At 67.4% G+C, this 19,316-nt stretch carries 21 protein-coding genes; 10 read left to right on the forward strand and 11 right to left on the reverse strand.

The annotated features are described in order from the left end of the window. Window positions 1–117 precede the first annotated feature (117 nt). From JUB11_RS10055 to JUB11_RS10085, 7 genes are all read left to right on the forward strand, one after another. The gene (locus JUB11_RS10055) at window positions 118–591 is read left to right on the forward strand and encodes a PaaI family thioesterase (protein WP_207458392.1); all 474 of its coding nucleotides are present in this window, start codon (window positions 118–120) and stop codon (window positions 589–591) included. Window positions 592–738: 147 nt separating this feature from the next. Beyond that, window positions 739–885: a hypothetical protein gene (locus JUB11_RS10060; RefSeq protein ID WP_207458393.1), complete on the forward strand. Its 147-nt coding sequence runs from the start codon at window positions 739–741 to the stop codon at window positions 883–885. A gap of 144 nt (window positions 886–1,029) precedes the next feature. Then, complete coding sequence (locus JUB11_RS10065; protein WP_207458394.1) at window positions 1,030–1,758, forward strand: VWA domain-containing protein; 729 nt, start codon at window positions 1,030–1,032, stop codon at window positions 1,756–1,758. A gap of 55 nt (window positions 1,759–1,813) precedes the next feature. Further along, on the forward strand, window positions 1,814–2,590 hold the full coding sequence (locus JUB11_RS32695) for a DnaJ domain-containing protein (protein ID WP_247886965.1): 777 nt from the start codon (window positions 1,814–1,816) through the stop codon (window positions 2,588–2,590). A gap of 131 nt (window positions 2,591–2,721) precedes the next feature. After that, a complete protein-coding gene (gene galU / locus JUB11_RS10075) occupies window positions 2,722–3,591 on the forward strand; it encodes a UTP--glucose-1-phosphate uridylyltransferase GalU (RefSeq protein WP_207458395.1) in 870 nt (289 codons plus the stop codon). Window positions 3,592–3,743: 152 nt separating this feature from the next. Beyond that, entirely contained in the window at window positions 3,744–5,069 is a 1,326-nt protein-coding gene (locus JUB11_RS10080) for a UDP-glucose/GDP-mannose dehydrogenase family protein (RefSeq protein WP_207458396.1), read from the forward strand. A gap of 113 nt (window positions 5,070–5,182) precedes the next feature. Continuing rightward, window positions 5,183–6,583: a phosphomannomutase/phosphoglucomutase gene (locus tag JUB11_RS10085; RefSeq protein ID WP_207458397.1), complete on the forward strand. Its 1,401-nt coding sequence runs from the start codon at window positions 5,183–5,185 to the stop codon at window positions 6,581–6,583. Window positions 6,584–6,778: 195 nt separating this feature from the next. Here the strand turns inward: JUB11_RS10085 and JUB11_RS10090 are convergent, their stop codons facing one another. Next, window positions 6,779–7,402 carry a hypothetical protein gene (locus JUB11_RS10090; RefSeq protein ID WP_207458398.1) on the reverse strand — a complete coding sequence of 208 codons (624 nt, stop codon included), beginning with the start codon at window positions 7,400–7,402 and terminating at the stop codon, window positions 6,779–6,781. Beyond that, window positions 7,399–7,962 (reverse strand): hypothetical protein, encoded by a 564-nt coding sequence (locus tag JUB11_RS10095; RefSeq protein WP_207458399.1) that lies wholly within the window; start codon window positions 7,960–7,962, stop codon window positions 7,399–7,401. The genes JUB11_RS10090 and JUB11_RS10095 overlap by 4 nt, the downstream gene beginning before the upstream one ends. Window positions 7,963–8,358: 396 nt before the next feature. Between JUB11_RS10095 and JUB11_RS10100 the strand changes: the two genes are divergently transcribed. Beyond that, window positions 8,359–9,540, forward strand: coding sequence for a pentapeptide repeat-containing protein (locus tag JUB11_RS10100; protein ID WP_207458400.1), 1,182 nt, complete (start codon window positions 8,359–8,361; stop codon window positions 9,538–9,540). 5 nt (window positions 9,541–9,545) lie between these two features. On the opposite strand, the gene JUB11_RS10105 is transcribed toward JUB11_RS10100, so the two are convergent. Beyond that, on the reverse strand, window positions 9,546–10,325 hold the full coding sequence (locus JUB11_RS10105; protein ID WP_207458401.1) for a hypothetical protein: 780 nt from the start codon (window positions 10,323–10,325) through the stop codon (window positions 9,546–9,548). 142 nt (window positions 10,326–10,467) lie between these two features. Here JUB11_RS10105 and JUB11_RS10110 point away from each other — a divergent pair, with 142 nt between their 5' ends. Next, window positions 10,468–11,028, forward strand: a complete 561-nt coding sequence (locus JUB11_RS10110) for a 2,4'-dihydroxyacetophenone dioxygenase family protein (RefSeq protein ID WP_207458402.1) — start codon at window positions 10,468–10,470, stop codon at window positions 11,026–11,028. A gap of 160 nt (window positions 11,029–11,188) precedes the next feature. Further along, the gene (locus JUB11_RS10115; RefSeq protein ID WP_207458403.1) at window positions 11,189–11,944 is read left to right on the forward strand and encodes a sporulation protein; all 756 of its coding nucleotides are present in this window, start codon (window positions 11,189–11,191) and stop codon (window positions 11,942–11,944) included. Between the two features lie 4 nt (window positions 11,945–11,948). Here the strand turns inward: JUB11_RS10115 and JUB11_RS10120 are convergent, their stop codons facing one another. The 8 genes from JUB11_RS10120 to JUB11_RS10155 form a co-directional block, all read right to left on the reverse strand. Next, a complete protein-coding gene (locus JUB11_RS10120; protein WP_247886966.1) occupies window positions 11,949–12,326 on the reverse strand; it encodes a helix-turn-helix domain-containing protein in 378 nt (125 codons plus the stop codon). Window positions 12,327–12,328: 2 nt separating this feature from the next. Continuing rightward, the gene (locus tag JUB11_RS10125) at window positions 12,329–12,625 is read right to left on the reverse strand and encodes a type II toxin-antitoxin system HigB family toxin (RefSeq protein ID WP_207458404.1); all 297 of its coding nucleotides are present in this window, start codon (window positions 12,623–12,625) and stop codon (window positions 12,329–12,331) included. Between the two features lie 42 nt (window positions 12,626–12,667). Next, window positions 12,668–15,574, reverse strand: a complete 2,907-nt coding sequence (gene polA, locus JUB11_RS10130) for a DNA polymerase I (protein WP_207458405.1) — start codon at window positions 15,572–15,574, stop codon at window positions 12,668–12,670. A gap of 357 nt (window positions 15,575–15,931) precedes the next feature. Then, entirely contained in the window at window positions 15,932–16,285 is a 354-nt protein-coding gene (locus tag JUB11_RS10135) for a nucleotidyltransferase domain-containing protein (protein WP_247886967.1), read from the reverse strand. Then, complete coding sequence (locus JUB11_RS10140) at window positions 16,278–16,760, reverse strand: type II toxin-antitoxin system MqsA family antitoxin (RefSeq protein ID WP_207458406.1); 483 nt, start codon at window positions 16,758–16,760, stop codon at window positions 16,278–16,280. The genes JUB11_RS10135 and JUB11_RS10140 overlap by 8 nt, the downstream gene beginning before the upstream one ends. A 5-nt stretch (window positions 16,761–16,765) precedes the next feature. After that, window positions 16,766–17,098 carry a type II toxin-antitoxin system MqsR family toxin gene (locus JUB11_RS10145; RefSeq protein ID WP_207458407.1) on the reverse strand — a complete coding sequence of 111 codons (333 nt, stop codon included), beginning with the start codon at window positions 17,096–17,098 and terminating at the stop codon, window positions 16,766–16,768. A gap of 80 nt (window positions 17,099–17,178) precedes the next feature. After that, the gene (locus tag JUB11_RS10150) at window positions 17,179–18,072 is read right to left on the reverse strand and encodes a DpnII family type II restriction endonuclease (RefSeq protein WP_207458408.1); all 894 of its coding nucleotides are present in this window, start codon (window positions 18,070–18,072) and stop codon (window positions 17,179–17,181) included. 25 nt (window positions 18,073–18,097) lie between these two features. Further along, a complete protein-coding gene (locus JUB11_RS10155; protein WP_207458409.1) occupies window positions 18,098–19,216 on the reverse strand; it encodes a DNA adenine methylase in 1,119 nt (372 codons plus the stop codon). Window positions 19,217–19,316 lie beyond the last annotated feature (100 nt).

Below are 19,316 nucleotides of genomic sequence, written 5' to 3' on the forward strand. Positions count from 1 at the left end.
GTTCAACATTACAAATTAGTCAGCACGGTAGACATAAACGAACAAGCGTCCCGGCACAAGCGCCCCTGTAACGCGCGTGACACACCCCCAACTGGGACGATCCGGCGAAGGATGAGGATGAGCAACGAAGACCGATCCAGGCAGGCCGCCGGCGGGCCGCCGCCGGAATTGATGGGAGGCGAGCCGCCCTCCGGCTACCAGGAGCTTCTCGGCTACCGGGTGGCGCGCTGGGAGGAGGGAAGGGCCGAACTGGAACTGTCCGTCCTTCCCCATCACCTGAACCGGGCCGGCCTGGTCCATGGCGGCGTGCTGATGTCGCTGCTCGACACGGCGATGGGCTTTTCCGCCTGCTGGTGCCCGATGCCGGGCCGCGTCCGCCGGGCAGTCACCCTGTCGCTTTCCAGCAGTTTCCTCGGCAGCGCGCGCTCGGGCAACCTCGTCGCCATCGGTCGGCTGCGCGGCGGCGGGCGGAAGATCGTCAGCGTGTCGGGCGAGGTGATCCAGCGCGACACGGGGCTCGTCCTGGCGGCGGGCGAGGGCATGTTCAAATACATGAAGGGCAGCGAATCGCCGGACGGCGTCGAGCCCTGAGCATTGGAGCCCTGAGCATCGGAGCCCTGAGCATCGGAGCCCTGACCGGTGGAGCCCTGATCCGGAAAGCGGCAACCCGCTGGGGCCGCAACGCTTCGCCCCACCTTCCTGTTGAGGGGATCGAGTCTCAACAAAGGGAGCGCGAACATGGAAGACCGGAACGGGATGAACCCCGAGGGCCAGAAGGACAAGCCGGGCCAGGACCAGGGCGGCGAGAAGACCCTGACGGAAAAGGAAGAGGACGAGGCCGGCGGCCGGAACAAGAACACGCCGGGTCCCGTCTACGACGTGTGAGGCGCCGCCGCGCCGGGCATGACGCCCACCCGATCCGGAAGGCGAGGGAGGGCGAAGCAGGCCGGGGCCGCCCGTGCGGCTCCGCCTCATGTCCCGACTCCGGCCGGTGCCGCCGGAAGGGCATCAGCATGACGGGCGGTATGAATGGCGGACCATGAACAGCTTCCGGCGCGGCAGGCCTCGCAGGGGGAAGTCGATTCCTTCCTGCGGCGGCTGGCGGCCGTTCCCGCACCCGCCGCCGTGTCCGGCGGGCCGCGCGGCCGGCTGATCTTCGCGATGGACGCGACGGCGAGCCGGGAGCCGAGCTGGGACCAGGCCTGCCGGATTCAGGGCGACATGTTCACGGCCACGGCGGGTCTCGGCGGGCTGGACATACAGCTCGCCTATTACCGGGGCTTCGGAGAATGCAAGGCCAGCCCGTGGGTCAGCCGCTCCGACGAACTGCTGCGCCGCATGGCGGCGGTGCGCTGCGCGGCGGGCCGGACCCAGATCGGCCGCCTGTTCTCCCACGCTCTGAAGCAGACGCGGGACAGGAGGGTCAACGCGCTGGTCTTCGTCGGCGACTGCATGGAGGAGGACGTGGACGAGCTGGCCCACAAGGCAGGCCAGCTCGGCCTGTTCGGCGTGCCGCTGTTCGTCTTCCACGAGGGAAGCGAGCCGCGCGCGGCCCGCGCCTTCCGGACTTTCGCCCGGCTGAGCGGTGGCGCCTACTGCCCCTTCGATGCTTCCTCCGCGCGCCAGTTGAGAGACCTGTTGTCGGCGGTCGCGGTCTATGCCGCGGGCGGCCGTGCCGCGCTGGAAGATTACGGCCGGAACGGAGGCGAGGCGGCGCGGCTCCTGACCAGCCAACTCGGCGGCCGGGCTTCTCCATGACCGAGCCAATGATTTTGCCCGTCTTTCAGCCCATGATGCCGCCTGCGGAACGGGCATGATCCTCTACCTCCTCGTCGGCACGCTCATCCTGGGGGCGGCCTTCCTTCTGATGCGGGCTTTCCTTTCGGCATCGCCGGGTACGCTGGTGCGGACATTGCGCTATGGCGGCATCGCGGCGGGGGTGCTGGCGGTCGCCTTCCTGGCGGTGACCGGACGGCTCGGACAAGCGCTCATGCTCGGCAGCCTGGCGGCCCCGCTCCTGATGCGCTGGCGGTCATTGCAACGGGGCGGCCAACGGGGCGGCCCCAGCGGGCAGTCGGCGGGCGGTGCCGGTGCCGGCCAAAGCTCCGAGATCGAGACGCTGTATCTTCGGATGCGGCTGGACCATGACAGCGGCACGCTGGAAGGCGAGGTGCTGCACGGGCCGTTTCGCGGCCGGACGCTTGCCTCGCTGGAGGAGGAGGAGCGGCTATCGCTGCTGGAGGACTGCCGGCGGAATGATCCGCAGTCGCTGAGCCTGCTGGAGGGGTGGCTGGACCGGACCCATCCGGACTGGCGCGCCCGCGCGGATGAAGCAAGGGCTGGCAAGGACCGTTCCGGATCCGGTCCGGATTCCTCGGGGGAAAGCGGGGGAGGTGCGAAACGTCCGGCGGGCGGCAGCATGACGCGCGAAGAGGCTTATGAAATCCTGGGTATATCGCCCGGCGCAACGTCCGAGGAAGTGAAGAGCGCCCACCGACGTCTGATGATGAAAGTTCACCCGGACCACGGCGGTTCCACCTATTTAGCCGCAAAGATAAACCAAGCGAAGGATTTGCTGCTCCGCACCTAGCCTTTTGCTGGGTCTCGGAAGGGCGTGTTGCGCCTGTAGGGGGGCTATGGCAGAACACCGGACGGGCGCTGGCTGTAAAGAGCCTGTACGCCCTGCACAGTCCATCCGATTACAACAAGCAGAGAATCCCAATGCCAAAACCGGTGCGCAAGGTGGTGTTTCCCGTCGCGGGTCTCGGCACGCGCTTCCTGCCCGCCACGAAGGCGATCCCGAAGGAGATGCTGCCGATCGTCGACCGGCCGCTGCTGCAGCACGCGGTCGAGGAGGCACGGGCTGCCGGCATCGAGGATTTCGTTTTCGTCACCGGCCGCAGCAAGCGCGCGATTGAGGACCATTTCGATGCCGACACCGAGCTGAACCGCACCCTTGAGGAGCGCGGCAAGGCGGACGCTCTGGATGTCGTGCGCCACAGCGAGATCGCTCCGGGCCGCTGCTTCTACACCCGCCAGCAGGTTCCGCTCGGCCTCGGCCACGCGGTCTGGTGCGCGCGCGCCGTGATCGGCGACGAACCCTTCGCCATCGTCCTGCCGGATGATTTCGTGCAGGCCGACAAGCCCTGCCTCCAGCAGATGGTGGAAGCCTACGAACAGGTCGGCGGCAACGTCGTCGCCGTCGTGGACGTCCCGCGCGAGCACACCAGCCGCTACGGCATCCTGGACGTGGAGAAGGACGACGGACGGCTTGCCACCGTGCGCGGCCTCGTCGAGAAGCCGAAGCCGGCCGAAGCCCCCTCCACCCTGTCGGTGATCGGCCGCTACATCCTCCAGCCGGAAGTCTTCGACCATCTGGAGAAGCAGCAGCTCGGCGCCGGCAACGAGATCCAGCTGACTGACGCGATGGCCAAGCTCATCGGTACACAGCCCTTCCACGGCCTGCGCTTCGAGGGTAACCGCTATGACTGCGGCGACAAGGTCGGCTTCATCGAGGCGACCATCGCCCACGCGTTGAAGCGGCCGGACATGGCGGATAAAGTGCGCGAGATGCTGCACAAATATTGCTGAACGGCGTTCATGCCGTAAGCACGTCGTGAGTCCGGCGCCCGCCGCAACGCCCGCAAGGGCTGCGGCGGGCGCCGCATGCCGGGAAATGGATGCTTGCAGATCGCCCGGCGTTGTCCATCCATCCCGGCCTAGCCTATTCAGGGGAACCTTGCATGCGCATTGCGATGATCGGTACAGGGTATGTCGGCCTGGTGTCCGGGGCCTGTTTCTCCGAGTTCGGCGTCGATGTCTGCTGTGTCGACAAGGACGCTGGCAAGATCGAGCGGCTGAAGCGTGGCGAGATTCCGATCTACGAGCCCGGCCTGGACGATCTTGTCGCCCGCAACGTGGCGGCCGGCCGCCTGTCCTTCACGCTCGACCTTAGGGAAGCGATGAAGGGTGCCGACGCCGTGTTCATCGCGGTGGGCACGCCGTCGCGCCGCGGTGACGGCCATGCGGACCTCTCCTACGTCTACGCAGCGGCGGAGGAGATCGCGCAGAACCTGGACCGCTACATGGTCGTGGTGACCAAGTCCACGGTGCCGGTCGGCACCGGCCGCGAGGTCGAGGCCATCATCCGCCGGGTCAACCCGGACGCCGAGTTCGACGTCGCCTCCAACCCGGAATTCCTGCGCGAGGGTTCGGCCATCGGCGACTTCATGCGCCCGGACCGGGTGGTCATCGGCACCACCTCGGACCGCGCGTCCGACGTCATGCGCGAGCTGTACCGGCCGCTCTACCTGAACGAGACGCCCATCGTCATCACCTCGCTGGAAACGGCGGAGCTGACGAAATACGCGGCCAACACCTTCCTGGCCGCCAAGATCACCTTCATCAACGAGATCGCCGACCTTTGCGAGAAGGTGGGCGCCAACGTCCATGACGTGGCGCGTGGGATCGGTCTGGACGGGCGCATCGGGAAGAAGTTCCTGCACCCTGGCCCGGGCTATGGCGGCTCCTGCTTCCCGAAGGACACGCTGGCCCTGGTGCGCACGGCACAGCAGTATGGCAGCCCGCTCCGCATCATCGAGACGGTCGTCGACATCAACGACAAGCGCAAGAAGCAGATGGCCGAGCGCATCATCCAGGCCTGCGGCGGCAATATTGACGGCAAGACGGTCGCGGTGCTCGGCGTGACCTTCAAGCCCAACACCGACGACATGCGCGACAGCCCGGCGCTGGACATCATCCCGGCCCTGCAGCGCGCCGGCGCCACGGTGCGCGCGTTCGACCCCGCCGGCATGCACGAGGCCAAGAAGCTGTTGCCGGGCGTGGAATGGACCGAGGACGCCTACGGCACGCTGGCCGGTGCCGATTGCGTGACCATCCTGACGGAATGGAACGAGTTCCGCGCGCTGGATCTCGCCCGCGTGAGGTCGCTGATGAAGCGCCCGGTCATGATCGACCTGCGCAACATCTACAAGCCGGAGGTGATGACGCAGGCGGGCTTCGCCTACAGCTCCATCGGACGCCCGGACCCGGCGGGCCGGACCGCCTGAGGGCATTGACCGTTCGGCCCGCGCGCCGGAATATTGCTGCCGGCCGGGCAGCGGCTCCGGAAAGCCTCGAATGGGACACCGTTCGGGGCTTTTTGAACAACAAGCGAGGAACGATGACCGAGGCACACAACTTCCATCCCACGGTGCTGCGCGAGTACGACATCCGCGGCATCGTCGGCAAGACCCTGAACCCGGCGGATGCCCGCGCGGTTGGCCGCGCCTTCGGCACGGTCGTGGTGCGGGGCGGCGGCAAGACCGTGTGCGTCGGCTATGATGGACGCCTGTCCTCTCCCGATCTGGAGGCGGCGCTGGTCGAGGGGCTGGTCTCCACCGGCCTGCATGTGCTGCGCATCGGCCTCGGCCCCACGCCAATGCTGTATTTCGCAACGCGCGACCGCGAGGCCGACGCCGGGATCATGATCACCGGCTCGCACAACCCGCCGGAATACAACGGCATCAAGATGATGCTGGGCAAAGGACCGGTCTACGGCAAGATGATCTCGGACCTCGGCCCCATGGCCGCGGCGGCCGACTTCGAGTGGGGGGAGGGCAGCGCCGAGCAGATCGACGTGCGCGACGCCTACGTCGCCCGCCTGCTGAAGGACTATAACGGGCCGCGCGACCTCAAGGTCGTCTGGGACAACGGCAACGGCGCCTCGGGCGAGATCCTGCGTCGCCTGACCGCGAAGCTGCCGGGCAAGCACATCCTGCTGTTCGACGAGATCGATGGCCATTTCCCGAATCACCATCCCGATCCGACGATCGAGGCGAATCTCCGCGACCTGAAGAAGGCGGTCGCGGACAACGACTGCGACCTCGGGATCGGGTTCGACGGCGACGGCGACCGCATCGGTGCCATCGACCACAAGGGCCGCGTGGTGTGGGGCGACCAGCTCGTCGCGATCTACGCCGCCGACGTGCTGAAGAGCCATCCCGGGGGCACGATCATCGCCGACGTCAAGGCCAGCCAGGCCCTGTTCGACGAGGTCGCCAAGCACGGCGGCAAGCCGCTGATGTGGAAGACCGGCCACTCCCTGCTGAAGGCCAAGATGGCCGAGACCGGCTCGCCGCTCGCCGGCGAGATGTCGGGTCACATCTTCTTCGCCGACAAATGGTACGGCTTCGACGACGCGCTCTATTGCGGCGTTCGCCTGCTGGACCTCGTCAGCCGCTCCGGCGGTACGCTGGCCGCCCTGCGCGACGAGCTGCCGGACATGGTGAACACGCCGGAGACCCGCTTCCAGGTCAGCGAGGAGCGCAAGTTCGCCGTCGTGGACGAGGTGAAGGGTCGCCTGAAGACGGAAGGTGCCAACGTCAACGACATCGACGGCGTGCGCGTCTCCACCCCGGACGGCTGGTGGCTCATCCGCGCCTCCAACACCCAGGACGTGCTGGTCGCCCGTGCGGAGGCCTTCAGCACGGACGGGCTGGAGCGTCTGAAGGGTATGATCATCGACCAGCTCCGGGCGTCCGGCATCGACGCCCCGGCCTTCGACGGTGGCACCAGCCACTGACGCCTGCGGCTACAGGAAAGGCCCTTCCCCGGCGGGGAAGGGCCTTTTTTCGCAGGGGTGATACCGGGTTCGGAAAATTCCGACCTCCGAACCCGGAATAGGGCCGCGACTGCGGCCCCGCGCCCCGCCCCCCGCGCCACGGAAGTCCTGACCGCAGGTCAGGACTTCATGAAAATCGTATGAGATTTCCGCCGGTCAGGCGCGCGGCGCGCGCGCGGAACGGCGCGAGGCCGTGCGGGAGTCGTCCTCGGCGGCGGACGGGCGGCGGAAGGTGCTGAATTCGGGGACGCGGTTGACCATCAGCCCGTTCAACCGGCAGGGCACCAGCTCCACCAATTCGAAGCCGGACCGCGCGGGGAAGCGCGCGGACAGGCGGGCGCGGGCGTCCTGCTCGGTTTCCGCGAGCAGGATATAGCGCCGGACCCCGATCCAGCCCCGCTCGCCGGGCCGGCCCCAGCCGGACCCACCGGACGGCGGATTGCGGATTGCCGCTTCCCAGAAGCGGCCGGAGCGGTTTTCGAGCCGGTCGAAGATGTAGTAGCGCTCCATCGGCGCCGCTTTCTTCTGCTCCAGCTCCAGCAGGGTCGCCTGGAGCTCCTGTTCGCTCCGCGTGGTCCGCGTTTCCGCCTCGTTGCACTGGCCGTTCAGCTGGGTGTAATGGGCGGCCAGGTCCGACAGGTCCCGGCTGACCTCATCCACCCGGTCCTTCATCTTGACGATCGACTGGCGCGTGGCCGCGAGCTGGCGGCGCCAGTAGCGGTTTGAGATGACCGTGACGACCATCAGCCCGAAGGCGACATACATCATCATGCCGGTCATGCGACGACGGCCTCGCTCACCGGTTCCGGAGCCATGGCGAGGGGGACCATCATGGAAGGCTGGACCCCGTTCCTCACAGCGAAGGCCGAGGCGAGCAGCGCCTGCGCCAGATCGCCCGTGGGCGCCCAGATGTGGGCGACGTTGCGGTATTCCCAGATCTGGCGGGAGAAGATGACGTCGCGCCGTTCGATCTCCTGGAAGTTCGGCAGCACGGCGAGTTGCGCCCAGAAGCCGGCGCCACCCGCCTCCTCGTCGCCGAGTTCATGCACGAGTTCGACCTTGGTGAACTCCAGCGCCTTGATCTCCGTTTGCGCCTTGTGCTTGCGGGCGGCGAATTCGGTCTGGCGGGCCTGGAGCGCCGTCAGATCGGCGCGCTTGCGCTCGGTCTTCTGCCGCCATTCGGCGAGTGCGGCGCGCCGCTTGTCGTGCTGGCGCTGGAGGAGGGATTCGCGGGCTTTTTCGGTGCTGACCTGGCCGACGTCGACGACGATCGACAGGCCGAGCGCGGCAAGGCTGGTGACGAGCAGCAGCATGCCCAGGAACTCGGCCGTGATGACCATCCGCGCACCCTCGGTTGCAATCGGGCTTCGCGGGAATAATGTGAGGGAACAATCCCATGGGCAATTGAAATTTATCCTACCGAAAGGCGTAAGGAAGGAAGCCTTGTGCTGTGATAAGGCTTTCGGTTGCATTCCGGGGTATGATCTAGGCCGTCCGTCATGCGGTCCCGAGGCATGCCGGTGCGTGCGGCGTGGCTTTCAAGGACGGCAGTCCTTTTCCGCGGGGCAGGGGCGTGCAACGCAGGGACGTGAGTGCGGGACCTGAGGCCTTGGTGCTATGCCTTTGCGCCGCGAATATGATTTAGGTTCTATTGCTGGCAATGGGGCGGAAATCCGGTTCCACTTGCGGACGAAAGTAACCACACTGCCGGGACGTAATGGCGCAGACATGGTCCCATGCCTGACGAACGGTATCTCCGGGCGATCCGCAACGCTCTCGTCCAGCACCAGCGCTGGCTGAAACGCGATCCACCCGGGGCCGGGCGGCGCGCCGATCTCAGTTTCCAGAACCTCTCCGACCTCGGCCTCAACCGCATCAACCTGACCAAGGCCAAGCTGGCCGGCGCCAGCCTCACCGGGGCGCGGCTGGCCGAGGCGCAGCTTTCCAACGCCGACCTGTCCTGCGTGGACCTCTCGCGCGCGGACCTGACCGGTGCCAGGATGCAGGGTGCCGACCTGCGCGGCGCCCGGGTCAACGGCGCGAGGCTGATGGGCGCCGACTTGCGCGGCGCCGACCTGCGCAAGGGCCTGATCCTGGAGGCGGGGAACCGGCAGCCAGCCGGCAACGCCGACGGCTGCACGACCTTCGTCGGCTCGCAGATGATGAAGGCCGTCCTGGCCGACTGCCGCATGGCCCAGTGCGACTTCTCCGGCAGCGACCTGACGGGCGCCGACCTCAGCGGGTCGGACCTGTCGGGCGCGATCCTGATCTCCGCCAACCTCGTCAACGCGGTGATGGACCGGACGGTGCTGGACGGGGTGCTGATGTGCGGCGCGCGGGTGGACGAGGAACTGCGCGCCCGGCTGGAGCGGCGGGGGATCGACATCGACGGCACTGGCCTCGTCAGCCTCGCCGAACGGCTGGCCGATGCCATTTCCCAGCACCAGCTCTGGGTCGAGCATTCGGGAGCGGTCGGAACGCGGATTGAGCTGCAGCGCGCCGACCTGCGCGGCTGCAACTTCTCGAACCAGATGCTGCCTGGCTGCGTCATGCGCTTCTGTGGGCTGCGTGGCGCCGACTTCTCCGGCGCCCGGCTCGCCATGGCCGACCTGTCCTACAGCGACCTGCGGGACGCGGACTTCACCAGCGCCGACCTGTCGGGCTGCAATCTGCGCGGCGCCAACCTCGCCGGGGCGAAGCTGTGGCGGGCCCGCTTCAAGCCGGTGGACTTGGCCGGCGACGGAAGCCGGCTGTGGCCGACCAATCTGGAAGGGGCGATGCTGACCGGTGCCGACCTGCGCGACACCAGCCTGTCGCGCGCCCGGCTGAGCCGCGCCGATCTCAGCGGGATCAAGACCAGTGACAACACCCTGCGCGGCGCCGACCTCGCGGGCGTCGTCGGGCTCGCCTGGCGCTGATCCCGTCAGGGATGGCGGGCAGCGCCGAGGCCCTTCAGCAGGGCGTCGAACCGGCCGCGCAGGGGGCCGAGCGCCGCCAGGCCCGAATCGCCGATGGCGGCGGCCTCCGGCCCGTTCGCCCCGACCAGCCGGGCATCGGCGCGGCCCGTCTCGGCGACGGTGACCGGCGCCTCGGCGAAGCGTTCCGCCGCGCGGCTCAGCGCCACGAGAAAGGAGGCATCCTCCAGCCCGCTGTAGGGGGCACCATCCTCCCCCCGGAGGTTCAGGAAGAGCAGCGAGTCGCCCAGGGCGGTGTAGCCGCCGCCCAAGCCCTTGTGCACGGCCGCTGCGGCGCGGAAGAAGCGCTGCGCCAGCTCCGGCGTAAGCCCTCCTTCGGGGAAGCGCACGAGCGCGTAGCCGGTGTTGCCGCCCGCGAAGTCGGCGACCAGCACGCTGTCCTGGTGCAGCGCCAGGGCCAGCGCCGCCCCGAGCCGGTCCGCCGGGGCGTCGGCCAGGGCGGACCGGGTGTGCAGAGACGGGTTCGTGCGCAGGAGATAGCCGCCCATGCGCAGGTCCGTCACCGCGGCTCCGGGAGCGATGCCGGACAGCCGCAGCACCTCCGGCACCAGCGCGTCGCGGACCTGTTCGGTGAGCCGCCGGCGCTCCTCGTAGGGCACATCAGGACCGGCGCCCGGCAACGCCTCGTAGAACAGGTGCTGCTCGGCTTCCGCCGCCCGCGGCTTGGCCGGATGCCCGAACAGGGCGAAGGCAAGGCAGAGTGGGAGCAGCAAGGTCCGAATCGGCATGAAGGTCCTCGTTCCTGTCCGGCTGGCCGGTCGTTAGGCGGTGCATCAGGATATTGAGCTATCGAAGATCCGGACCCAACCGCCTAATGTCGGACGAAAACACATGGCCGATGCGAATGGCCGATCCACAGGAGATGCACCCATGCCAGCCGACCCAAGGAACGAGTCCGGCGACGCGCCGGCCACCCGCGACCAGAGCCGCATCCCCTATCAGCTCCCGCAGCCCACGGCGATGATGCCGGACATCTTCCTGGGGCAGGTGCTCGACCTGGATGCCGACGAACAGAGCTGGGTGCCGCAGGCCGAGGGCGTCTGGTTCAAGCCGCTGATCCTCAGCGTCAGCCAGGGCTATTACGTCAACATCCTGCGCGTCCGCTCCTCCGGCATCCTGTCCCGCCACCGGCACAGCGGCCCGGTCCACGCCTTCACCCTGCGCGGCCGATGGCATTACCTGGAGCATGACTGGGTCGCCACGGCCGGCGACTACGCCTTCGAGCCGCCGGGCGAGACCCACACGCTCGTGGTGCCGGAGGGGGTCGAGGAGATGGCGACGCTGTTCCATGTCACGGGCGGCTACACCTACGTCGATCCGCACGGCAAGGCGCTCGGCTACGAGGACGTGTTCACCAAGCTGGAGAATGTGCGCCGCCATTACGAGCGGATCGGGCTCGGCGCCGGTTACGCCGACCGCTTCATCCGCTGACGCGCGGGGCCGGCCCATCTGGACAGGAAGGCCATCTGGACAGGAGGGCCAAGCCTCCCTTAGCTTGACGCGGGTTATCGGAAGAATGGCCGGGCGGAAGAACGGCCGGGCGCCGCCGGACGGCCGGTCGAAAGCCGCGCGATATGTGGGGGAACAGGACATGGCGTTCCGGGGTCTGCTTGCCGCCATCGGCATCGGTGGCGCATCGGTCGAGACCGTGCTCGACAGGGACAGCGTGGAGGTCGGGCAGGCGCTCGACGGCCGGATCACGATGACCGGCGGCAGCGTCGAGCAGGCGGTGGACGACGTCCGGCTGGAGCTGCTGACGCGCGTCGAGCATGAGGTCAACGACCAGCGCCAGCACCGCACCCACGTCATCGCGAGCTGGTCGCTGGGGCGCAAGCTGATGCTCCAGCCCGGCCAGTCGGTCGGCGAGGCCTTCTCCATCGACGTGCCCTACCACACGCCCTTGCATGTGCCGGGCGCCCCGGTGCATGTCTGGCTGCGCACCAGCCTGTCGATCCCCATGGCGGTGGACGCGACGGACGAGGACGCCGTCCATGTTCATCCCGACCGGGCCATGGCCTCTGTCTTCGACGCGATGGAGATGCTGGGCTTCCGCCTCGCCAAGTCGGACGTCGAGCACCGCCCGCGCTGGCACGGCGGCCACGGCTATGTCCAGGAATTCGAGTTCCGTCCGTCCACCCGCCGCAACCTGCGCTTCGACGAGATCGAGATCGTCTTCGAGCAGCGTGCCCACGGGTTGGACCTGCTGATCCAGGTGGACCGCAGCGCCCGCGGCTTCGGCGGCTTCCTGCTGGAGGCCACGGGCGCCGACGAATCCTGGTACCGCCTGACCGTCCCGCGCGCCGGCGCCCGCGCCGTGGCGGACGCCATCGCGTCGGTGCTGCGGTAGGGCGTCAGGCCGCCTGCCGAGCCAGCGGATATTCCCGCACGAGGATGTCCGTCGGAATGCCGAGGCCTTCGGAAAGGCGACGGATCATGGGCAGCGTCAGGGGGCGTTTGCGGTTGAGGATTTCCGCGACCCGCGCCCGGCTGCCGATCATCGGTTCCAGGTCGCGGCGGGACATGCCGCGCTGCTCCATCATGAACGCGATGGCGCTGACCGGATCGCTCGCCGGAATCGGGTGGTTCGCTTCTTCATAAGCGTCGATCAGCGCCAGAAGAACTTCGAGCCGGGCACCCTCCGAAGATTCCGTAGACGCGCCCCAAAGCTCGTCCACCTCCTTGAGAGCGGCGGCATGGTCCTCATCGGAGCGAATGGGCCGAATCTCCATCGTCAGACCTCCTTCACGTCGATGTCGTCATATTCCCGGTGGGTGCCGACCCATTTCACGTAAACAGTGCGGTATTGGTAATCGACGCCCGCCACAAGGCGGTACTTGTTGCCTGCAATATTGAAGACCACCCGGTCGCCGACGAAGGATGCGGAACGGAACTGATCCTTCAAAGTCGCCGGATTGGACCACTCCGAACGTCGCACGATGTTGTACCAGTCCGAAAGCGGTCCTTCGCTGTCGGAGCGTCCCGGCCTTTCCCAATGCTCACGCAGCGTTCGCCGCGAAATGATCCGCATTTGGCAAGATTAGCTTGCTCCCGATTTGGGAGCAAGCGTCTTTCAATGCGCTTCCTGCCAGTTGTCCGCGATGCCGGCCTCGGCGACCAGCGGAACGCCGAGCGTCGCCGCACCCTCCATCACGCGCTGGACGAGCTTGGCGGTGCTTTCCGCCTCATCCTCCGGCAGTTCGAACAGCAGTTCGTCGTGCACCTGGAGAAGCATGCGGGCCTTGGAACCGGCCTCCGCCAGGGCCGCGGGGATGCGGGCCATGGCGCGCTTCATGATGTCGGCGGCGGTGCCCTGGATGGGCGCGTTGATGGCCTGGCGCTCGGCGAAGGAGCGGCGGGCGGCGTTCTTGTCCTGGATGCCCGGCATGTAGCAGCGCCGGCCGAACAGCGTCTCCACATAGCCGTGCTGGCGGGCGAAGCTCTTGGTCTCCTCCATCCAGTCCTTCAGCTCGTGGAAGCGCTCGAAATAGGCCTTGATGAAGGTGTTGGCCTCGCCGGGCATGATGCCGAGCTGCTTGCCCAGCCCGAAGCCGGAAATGCCGTAGATGATGCCGAAGTTGATGGCCTTGGCCTTGCGGCGGATCTCCGACGTCATCTGGTCGAGCGGCACGCCGAATACCTGGCTGGCTGTCGCCGCGTGAATGTCGATGCCCTCCAGGAAGGCCTGCTTCAGCGCGGCGATGTTCGCCATCTCCGCGACCAGCCGCAGCTCGATCTGCGAATAGTCCACGGACAGCAGCTTGTTGCCCGGCTCCGCCACGAAGGCGCGGCGGATCTTGCGTCCCTCCTCGGTGCGGACGGGGATGTTCTGGAGGTTCGGATCGGTGGAGGAGAGGCGGCCGGTGTTGGTCACCGCCATGGCGAAGGCGGTGTGGACGCGGCCGGTCCGCTCCTGGATCTGGGCCTGGAGCGCGTCGGTGTAGGTGCTCTTCAGCTTGGCGAGCTGGCGCCAGTCCAGCACCTTCTGCGCGATGGTGTGGCCCTTCTCGGCCAGCTCCTCCAGCACGCTGGAATCGGTGGAATAGGCGCCGGTCTTGCCCTTCTTCCCGCCGGGCAGGCTGAGGTCGTCGAACAGGATCTCGCCGAGCTGCTTGGGCGAGCCGAGGTTGAAGGGGCGGGGGGCGAGCGCCACCACCTCCTGCTCGATCTCCTGAAGCCGGACGGACAGGTCCTGCGACAGGCGGGCGAGTGCGGCTCGGTCCACCCGCACCCCGTTCGATTCCATGTCGGCGATGACCGGCACCAGCGGCCGTTCCAGCGTCTCGTAGATGGTGACCATGCGGTTGGTCACGAGCTGCGGCTTCAGGATCTTCCACAGCCGCAGGGTGACATCGGCGTCCTCCGCCGCGTAGGCCAGCGCCTTGTCGAGCGGGACATGGTCGAAGGTGATCTTGTTCTTGCCGGTGCCGCAGACCTCGGAATAGCTGATGGTCTTGTGGCCGAGATGCAGCTCGGCCAGCTCGTCCATGCCGTGCCCGTGGCTGCCGCCCTCCAGCACGTAGGAGATCAGGATGGTGTCGTCCACCGGCGTCACCCGCACGCCGTGGCGGGCGAAGAGCTGGTGGTCGAACTTGAAATTGTGCCCGATCTTCAGGACGGCCGGATCCTCCAGCACCTCCCGGAGCACCGCGATGGCCTCGGCCACGGGAATCTGCGCCGGGGCGGCGGGGGCGTCGAAGGACAGCTCGCCGCTGACCGTGCCCGGCGCCTTGTGCTCCAGCGGGACGTAGCAGGCTAGCCCCGGCTCGGTCGCCAGCGAGATGCCGACCAGCGTGGCGGTGGCCGGGGTCAGCGAATTGGTTTCCGTGTCCACGGCGAGCAGGCCGGTCTCCCGCGCGCGCCGCACCCAGGCGCGCAACGCCTCCACGTCCTGCACCAGCTCGTAACGCGCCTCGACCGCATCCATGGAGCTGTCGCGTGGGCGCGCGGGAGCCTCCGCGGCCGGAGCGGCGGCACCGGCCAGCGCCGCGACCGGCTCGCCGGCCGGGCGTTGGGGGGCCGGGCGCTGGCCGGGCGTGCGGTTGGCGGGCGCGCCGTCGGCGATGGTGCCGTCCTTGCGCATCTCCGCCTCGACGCGGGAGACAATGGTGCGGAAGCCCTGGGCGCGCAGGAAGTCGATCAGCTTCTGGTGGTCGGGCTCGCGGACGCGCAGCTCTTCCAGCGGCTTGGGCACGGGCACCTGGTCGTCCAGCGTGACCAGCCGGCGGGAAACGCGCGCCTGCTCGGCGAAGTCGATCAGCTTCTGCCGGCGGGCCGGCTGCTTGATCTCGCCCGCGCGGGCCAGCAGCGAATCGAGGTCGCCATATTCGGTGATGAGCTGGGCCGCCGTCTTCACGCCGATGCCCGGCACGCCCGGCACGTTGTCCACGCTGTCGCCGGCCAGCGCCTGCACGTCGATGACCTTCTCCGGCGGCACGCCGAACTTCTCGAACACCTCGTCGGGGCCGATCATCTTGTTCTTCAAGGGGTCGAGCATCCGCACGCCCGGCCGCACGAGCTGCATCAGGTCCTTGTCGGAGGAGACGATGGTGACCTCGCGCCCGGCCTCGTTGGCGAGCCGCGCGTAGGTCGCGATCAGGTCGTCGGCCTCGAACCCCTCCAGCTCCATGCTGGGCAGGCAGAAGGCGTCCGTCGCCTCGCGGATCAGCGCGAACTGGGGCTTCAGCTCCTCCGGCGGCTCGGGCCGGTGCGCCTTGTACTCGGGGTAGAAGTCGCTGCGGAAGGTCTTGCGCTTGCTGTCGAACACGACCGCCACGGCCTCCGCCTTAAGGTCGGCGAGCAGGCGCAGCAGCATGTTGGAATAGCCCAGCACCGCGTTCACCGGCGTTCCGTCCGGCCGGGTCAGAACCGGCAGCGCGTGGAAGGCCCGGAAGATGAAGCCCGACCCGTCCACCAGATACAGGCCGCCCCCGTTGGCGGCGGACTCGGGCTTCTCGGCGGCGGCGGTCGTGTCGGTCATGGTCGGTCTCGTCCCTGGGCTTGGGGCCGTAACATGGAGGATGGGCGGGGGAGAGTCGAGGGGGTAGGGGGCGGGTGTGGCGGGGGTGAGTCCATGCGCGATGTGTCGACTTTTCGGATGCGTATGGTCTGGATCGAGAGATGCCGTTGATCCGGCCCGGTTCATGATCCATGATCGAGACGTGTCGAGGTAAGCGCCCATAGGGCCGCGCCCGCTGCCGTCCAGGAGGGGCCGATTGGCACCATCAGTCACTTAGGCGGGGTATAGGCGACGCGCCGACACTCAACAAAGGCCGCCTTTTCAGGCGGCCTTTGTTGTTTAGAGCCCTACAGGAGGAAAGCCGCCCCATCATGGCCGTTAAGAAGTCCTAGGCAATCCAACCAGCCGCCCTTCGGCCTTGACGGTCGCGGCGAGCTTTGCCCGGCTGTCGTCCTGCCCTTCCATGGCAGTCAGCGGCAAGGCCCAGGGCTGAACATAGAGCCCGGCTTCGACTTGCAGATCGTAGGTCAGATCGACCAGTTCCATGTCGGCATAAACCAAGGGCTGCTTCGGATCGCGCAGCGCCACGGCAAGATCGACGTCGCTGTCTTCCCGATGATCGCCGCGAGCGCGGCTGTCGAACAGGTAGACGGCAACCAGCGCGTCGCCATAGTGCGCTCGCAAAGTGGCCATTATGGCTTGAATGAGAGGCAGGGTGCGGGAGTCAATCAAGGCCTACGGCCTGAGGCTGCTCTCCTCCAGACACCGGTTGACTAGCCGCTTCCAGTTCCTGCAATCGCGCGGGGTCGCGGTCCAACAATCGGAGCAAGTTCGCCATTGCCTTGCTGGGGATTTCCCGCCGCTTTTCGTACTTGTTGAACGCGGCAGGTCCTCCGCCGAGTTTTCGCCCAGCCTCCTGCTGGGTCAACTTCAGCTTCTTGCGGATCCGCTTGACCTCAGTGGCAGGAAGAGAGCCGTCCACGGTTGCCTTGAAGTCCATGAAGGCCGGTTCGGTGACAAGGGCATCGGCTACCGACATGACGCTTTCCGCGCATGCGGTGCAGTACCATCCCGGCTGTTCCAGAGTGATGGAATGGCCGCGATACTGAAACTCCATGGGCCGCGTGTCCCGTACCATATCGCTGCCGCATTCACAGCTTGGGGCACTTCGGCGATCCGGTTCGTTGTTGTTCATGCTTCCGATCATGCCGTTCACTCCTCGTCCTTATCTTTGAAGGACAACAAGCGGAATTCACACACCTTGTCTGAGCGGAATTTGATGTAGATGATCAGGCCATCCTCATGGGGAAGGTGGTACACGTCCTGCCATTCCTGGCTGTTGGCGTGGCTGGTCACCGAATGCTTGAAGTGCGTCCGGTCCAACGAGGCAATGGCCTTTCCCATTTTTGCGACGCCGAACCCGATAGAACGAGCACCCTTCAGCGCGCTGCCTGCAATGACGCCGGCGTCATTCGGGTTCTTGATCGCGCGAGCGACCACGGCTTTGAAGCTGTCCAGATCATAGGTTGGCTTCCGCTTCTTCATGAACCTGTCTTGTCATGAAGATGGGGGGCGGGCAACTGAAAACAACCGCATCGGTGGTTTTGGCGGAAAGCGTCAGGGCCTCACCCAAACAAATCCCCCTGCACCTTCCCATCACCCCCCGGCGCCTCCTCCGGGCCCGGCAGCCGGTATTCGCGCCGCAACGTCCGCAGGTCTTCCGCGAACTGGGCGGCCATGCGGGTGGTGTAGATGCGGGTGATGCGGCCGTCGTTCTGGCGTTCGACGAGCTTTTGCAGGTCGGCCATCCGGCGGCGCCAGGTCACGCCGTCGGTGACCAGGAAGAAGCTGGTGTCGTTGCGCTTGGCCTCGATGATGGCGTCCACGTCGCCGATGATGTCGGTCATCTTCGATCCGGTGGCGCCATAGCCCTTGGCCTCGATCACGATGCGGGGGGCCGTGCGGCTGGGGATGGCGAGGTCGCATTTGGCGAACTTGCCGCCAGCGCCGGTGAACTGGCAGCGCACGTCGAAGGCGTCGCCGAAGACCTCGCGCACGATGGTCTCGGCGAAGTTCTCCAGCCCCCGGCCGCGGAGCTGGCCGCGGATGGCCTTGCCGCGCCCGCTGCGCAGCCGCTCGACCAGCAGGTCGCTCCAGGTCACCGGGCGGTTCACGGCGATCGCCATCGCGTCGAGCAGGCCGAGCGTCTCCAAGGCCTTCAGATAGTCGTCGCGGTCGCGCTGGTAGCGCTTCACCCCGATGCCGCCCGGTCCCAGCTCCTCCGCCAGCGCCGTGTCCAGCTCGTCGCGCGACAGCTCCAGGAAGAGCTGGAAGGCGATCAGGGCGGCGTCGAAGTCCCGGGACAGCAGGCGGTTGGCGTCGGTCCAGTCATAGGCGGGTTTGGCGGGCAGCTCGGCCAGCATGGCGATGACGCGGGTCGCCGTCGCGTCCTGCCAGGCGGCCTGGAGGGGGCTCAGGCTCTCGACGAGAGCGTCGATCGTCTGGTTGATGACTTCCATGGGAGAACTGCCCTGGCGTCCGGGGTCAGCGGCCGACGATGAGGTATTCGGTGACCTGGGCGCGGCCGACGCCGCCGTGCGTACCGAAATGGTAGCGGTGTGGCCGCTCGAAGACACGGACGGAGGGTTTGTGCCGGCGCATCAGCTCCTCCAGGCGGTTCAGGTCGGGGAAGCCGTTGGAGCTGTAGGACAGCACGATGGTGCTGCGGGCGAAGCGCGCGAACAGCCGGTCGAAGGCCTCCACCGCGCTGGAGCGGTAGCTGAAGGGCGTGTAGCGCTTGGCGATCTTGCGCACCTTGGTGTTCATGTCGATGGGCAGCCCCTGCCAGTAGCAGGACAGCCCCTCCAGGAAATGGTACCGCTTGATGTAGCAGTTGTCGTCGGAGCGCGGGACGTAGGGCGGGTCGAGATAGACGAGGTCCACCGGCGGGCCGTCGATCTCGAACACGTCCAACCGCATCGCCTTGTTGCGGCGGCCGTTGTCGAAGACGGTCGCGTTGAACACCTCGATCTGCTCGATGAAATGCTCCTCAAGCGACAGGCGCAGGTCGCGTCGCCCGTCGTCGTAGCGGCTGAGGTCGCCCGACACGGTGAAGACGCCGCGCGGCTGCCGCTTCAGGCAGGAGCGGAACAGGGCGGCCATCGCCATGGCCTGCTGGTAGGGGTCGTCGAGCTGCCGGATGTTGCCCGACACGCGGTCGAGGAAGCGCAGGTCGTCCGGCGTGAAGAAGACCCCGGCGAAGGTCCGCTCGATGAAGTCGTGCGGGTCCGGCGAATGGTCGAGCAGCTGGCGCACGGCGCGCCCGTCCAGCCGGCGGCTGTTGTTCTCCACCGTGGCGCGGGCCACGACGCTCGTGAAGTTCAGGAAGTCCGACGCGATGACGCGCCGGCCCATGGCCTTCATCAGGTAGGCGACGCAGCCCGTGCCGCTGAAGGGGTCGCGCGCCGTCTCGAAGTCCAGCGTGGAGAGCACCTGGTGGATCCAGGGAAGCAGCCGCTTCTTGGAGCCCATGTAGCGCAGCTCGGGATAGGCTGCCGCCGCCGCAGGCAAGGTGGGCAGGGCGTCGGCCCCGGCCGCCGGTGCCGACGCCTTGGCCGCGGGCTTGCGCCGCCCGGCGCCGATGAGGGCAATCTTGCCTGCCATGCTTCCTGCCCGTCCTTCACGCCGGCTTGTCGGTCGCCCAACCTACCGCCCCGCTCCGGCTTCCCGCCAGCGGGATTTTCGGGCGCCGCCCTTCGGGCAG

It is taken from the genome of Azospirillum sp. SYSU D00513 (assembly GCF_017356015.1).
In the GTDB taxonomy this organism is placed as follows: Bacteria; Pseudomonadota; Alphaproteobacteria; order Azospirillales; family Azospirillaceae; genus Azospirillum.

What these genes read in the sequence shown, in the direction of transcription:
- JUB11_RS10055 (WP_207458392.1), top strand. Translation starts at nt 118, where the DNA reads ATGAGCAACGAAGACCGATCCAGGCAGGCCGCCGGCGGGCCGCCGCCG.
- JUB11_RS10060 (WP_207458393.1), top strand. Translation starts at nt 739, where the DNA reads ATGGAAGACCGGAACGGGATGAACCCCGAGGGCCAGAAGGACAAGCCG.
- JUB11_RS10065 (WP_207458394.1), top strand. Translation starts at nt 1,030, where the DNA reads ATGGCGGACCATGAACAGCTTCCGGCGCGGCAGGCCTCGCAGGGGGAA.
- JUB11_RS32695 (WP_247886965.1), top strand. Translation starts at nt 1,814, where the DNA reads ATGATCCTCTACCTCCTCGTCGGCACGCTCATCCTGGGGGCGGCCTTC.
- galU (WP_207458395.1), top strand. Translation starts at nt 2,722, where the DNA reads ATGCCAAAACCGGTGCGCAAGGTGGTGTTTCCCGTCGCGGGTCTCGGC.
- JUB11_RS10080 (WP_207458396.1), top strand. Translation starts at nt 3,744, where the DNA reads ATGCGCATTGCGATGATCGGTACAGGGTATGTCGGCCTGGTGTCCGGG.
- JUB11_RS10085 (WP_207458397.1), top strand. Translation starts at nt 5,183, where the DNA reads ATGACCGAGGCACACAACTTCCATCCCACGGTGCTGCGCGAGTACGAC.
- JUB11_RS10090 (WP_207458398.1), bottom strand. Translation starts at nt 7,402, where the DNA reads ATGACCGGCATGATGATGTATGTCGCCTTCGGGCTGATGGTCGTCACG.
- JUB11_RS10095 (WP_207458399.1), bottom strand. Translation starts at nt 7,962, where the DNA reads ATGGTCATCACGGCCGAGTTCCTGGGCATGCTGCTGCTCGTCACCAGC.
- JUB11_RS10100 (WP_207458400.1), top strand. Translation starts at nt 8,359, where the DNA reads ATGCCTGACGAACGGTATCTCCGGGCGATCCGCAACGCTCTCGTCCAG.
- JUB11_RS10105 (WP_207458401.1), bottom strand. Translation starts at nt 10,325, where the DNA reads ATGCCGATTCGGACCTTGCTGCTCCCACTCTGCCTTGCCTTCGCCCTG.
- JUB11_RS10110 (WP_207458402.1), top strand. Translation starts at nt 10,468, where the DNA reads ATGCCAGCCGACCCAAGGAACGAGTCCGGCGACGCGCCGGCCACCCGC.
- JUB11_RS10115 (WP_207458403.1), top strand. Translation starts at nt 11,189, where the DNA reads ATGGCGTTCCGGGGTCTGCTTGCCGCCATCGGCATCGGTGGCGCATCG.
- JUB11_RS10120 (WP_247886966.1), bottom strand. Translation starts at nt 12,326, where the DNA reads ATGGAGATTCGGCCCATTCGCTCCGATGAGGACCATGCCGCCGCTCTC.
- JUB11_RS10125 (WP_207458404.1), bottom strand. Translation starts at nt 12,625, where the DNA reads ATGCGGATCATTTCGCGGCGAACGCTGCGTGAGCATTGGGAAAGGCCG.
- polA (WP_207458405.1), bottom strand. Translation starts at nt 15,574, where the DNA reads ATGACCGACACGACCGCCGCCGCCGAGAAGCCCGAGTCCGCCGCCAAC.
- JUB11_RS10140 (WP_207458406.1), bottom strand. Translation starts at nt 16,760, where the DNA reads ATGATCGGAAGCATGAACAACAACGAACCGGATCGCCGAAGTGCCCCA.
- JUB11_RS10145 (WP_207458407.1), bottom strand. Translation starts at nt 17,098, where the DNA reads ATGAAGAAGCGGAAGCCAACCTATGATCTGGACAGCTTCAAAGCCGTG.
- JUB11_RS10150 (WP_207458408.1), bottom strand. Translation starts at nt 18,072, where the DNA reads ATGGAAGTCATCAACCAGACGATCGACGCTCTCGTCGAGAGCCTGAGC.
- JUB11_RS10155 (WP_207458409.1), bottom strand. Translation starts at nt 19,216, where the DNA reads ATGGCAGGCAAGATTGCCCTCATCGGCGCCGGGCGGCGCAAGCCCGCG.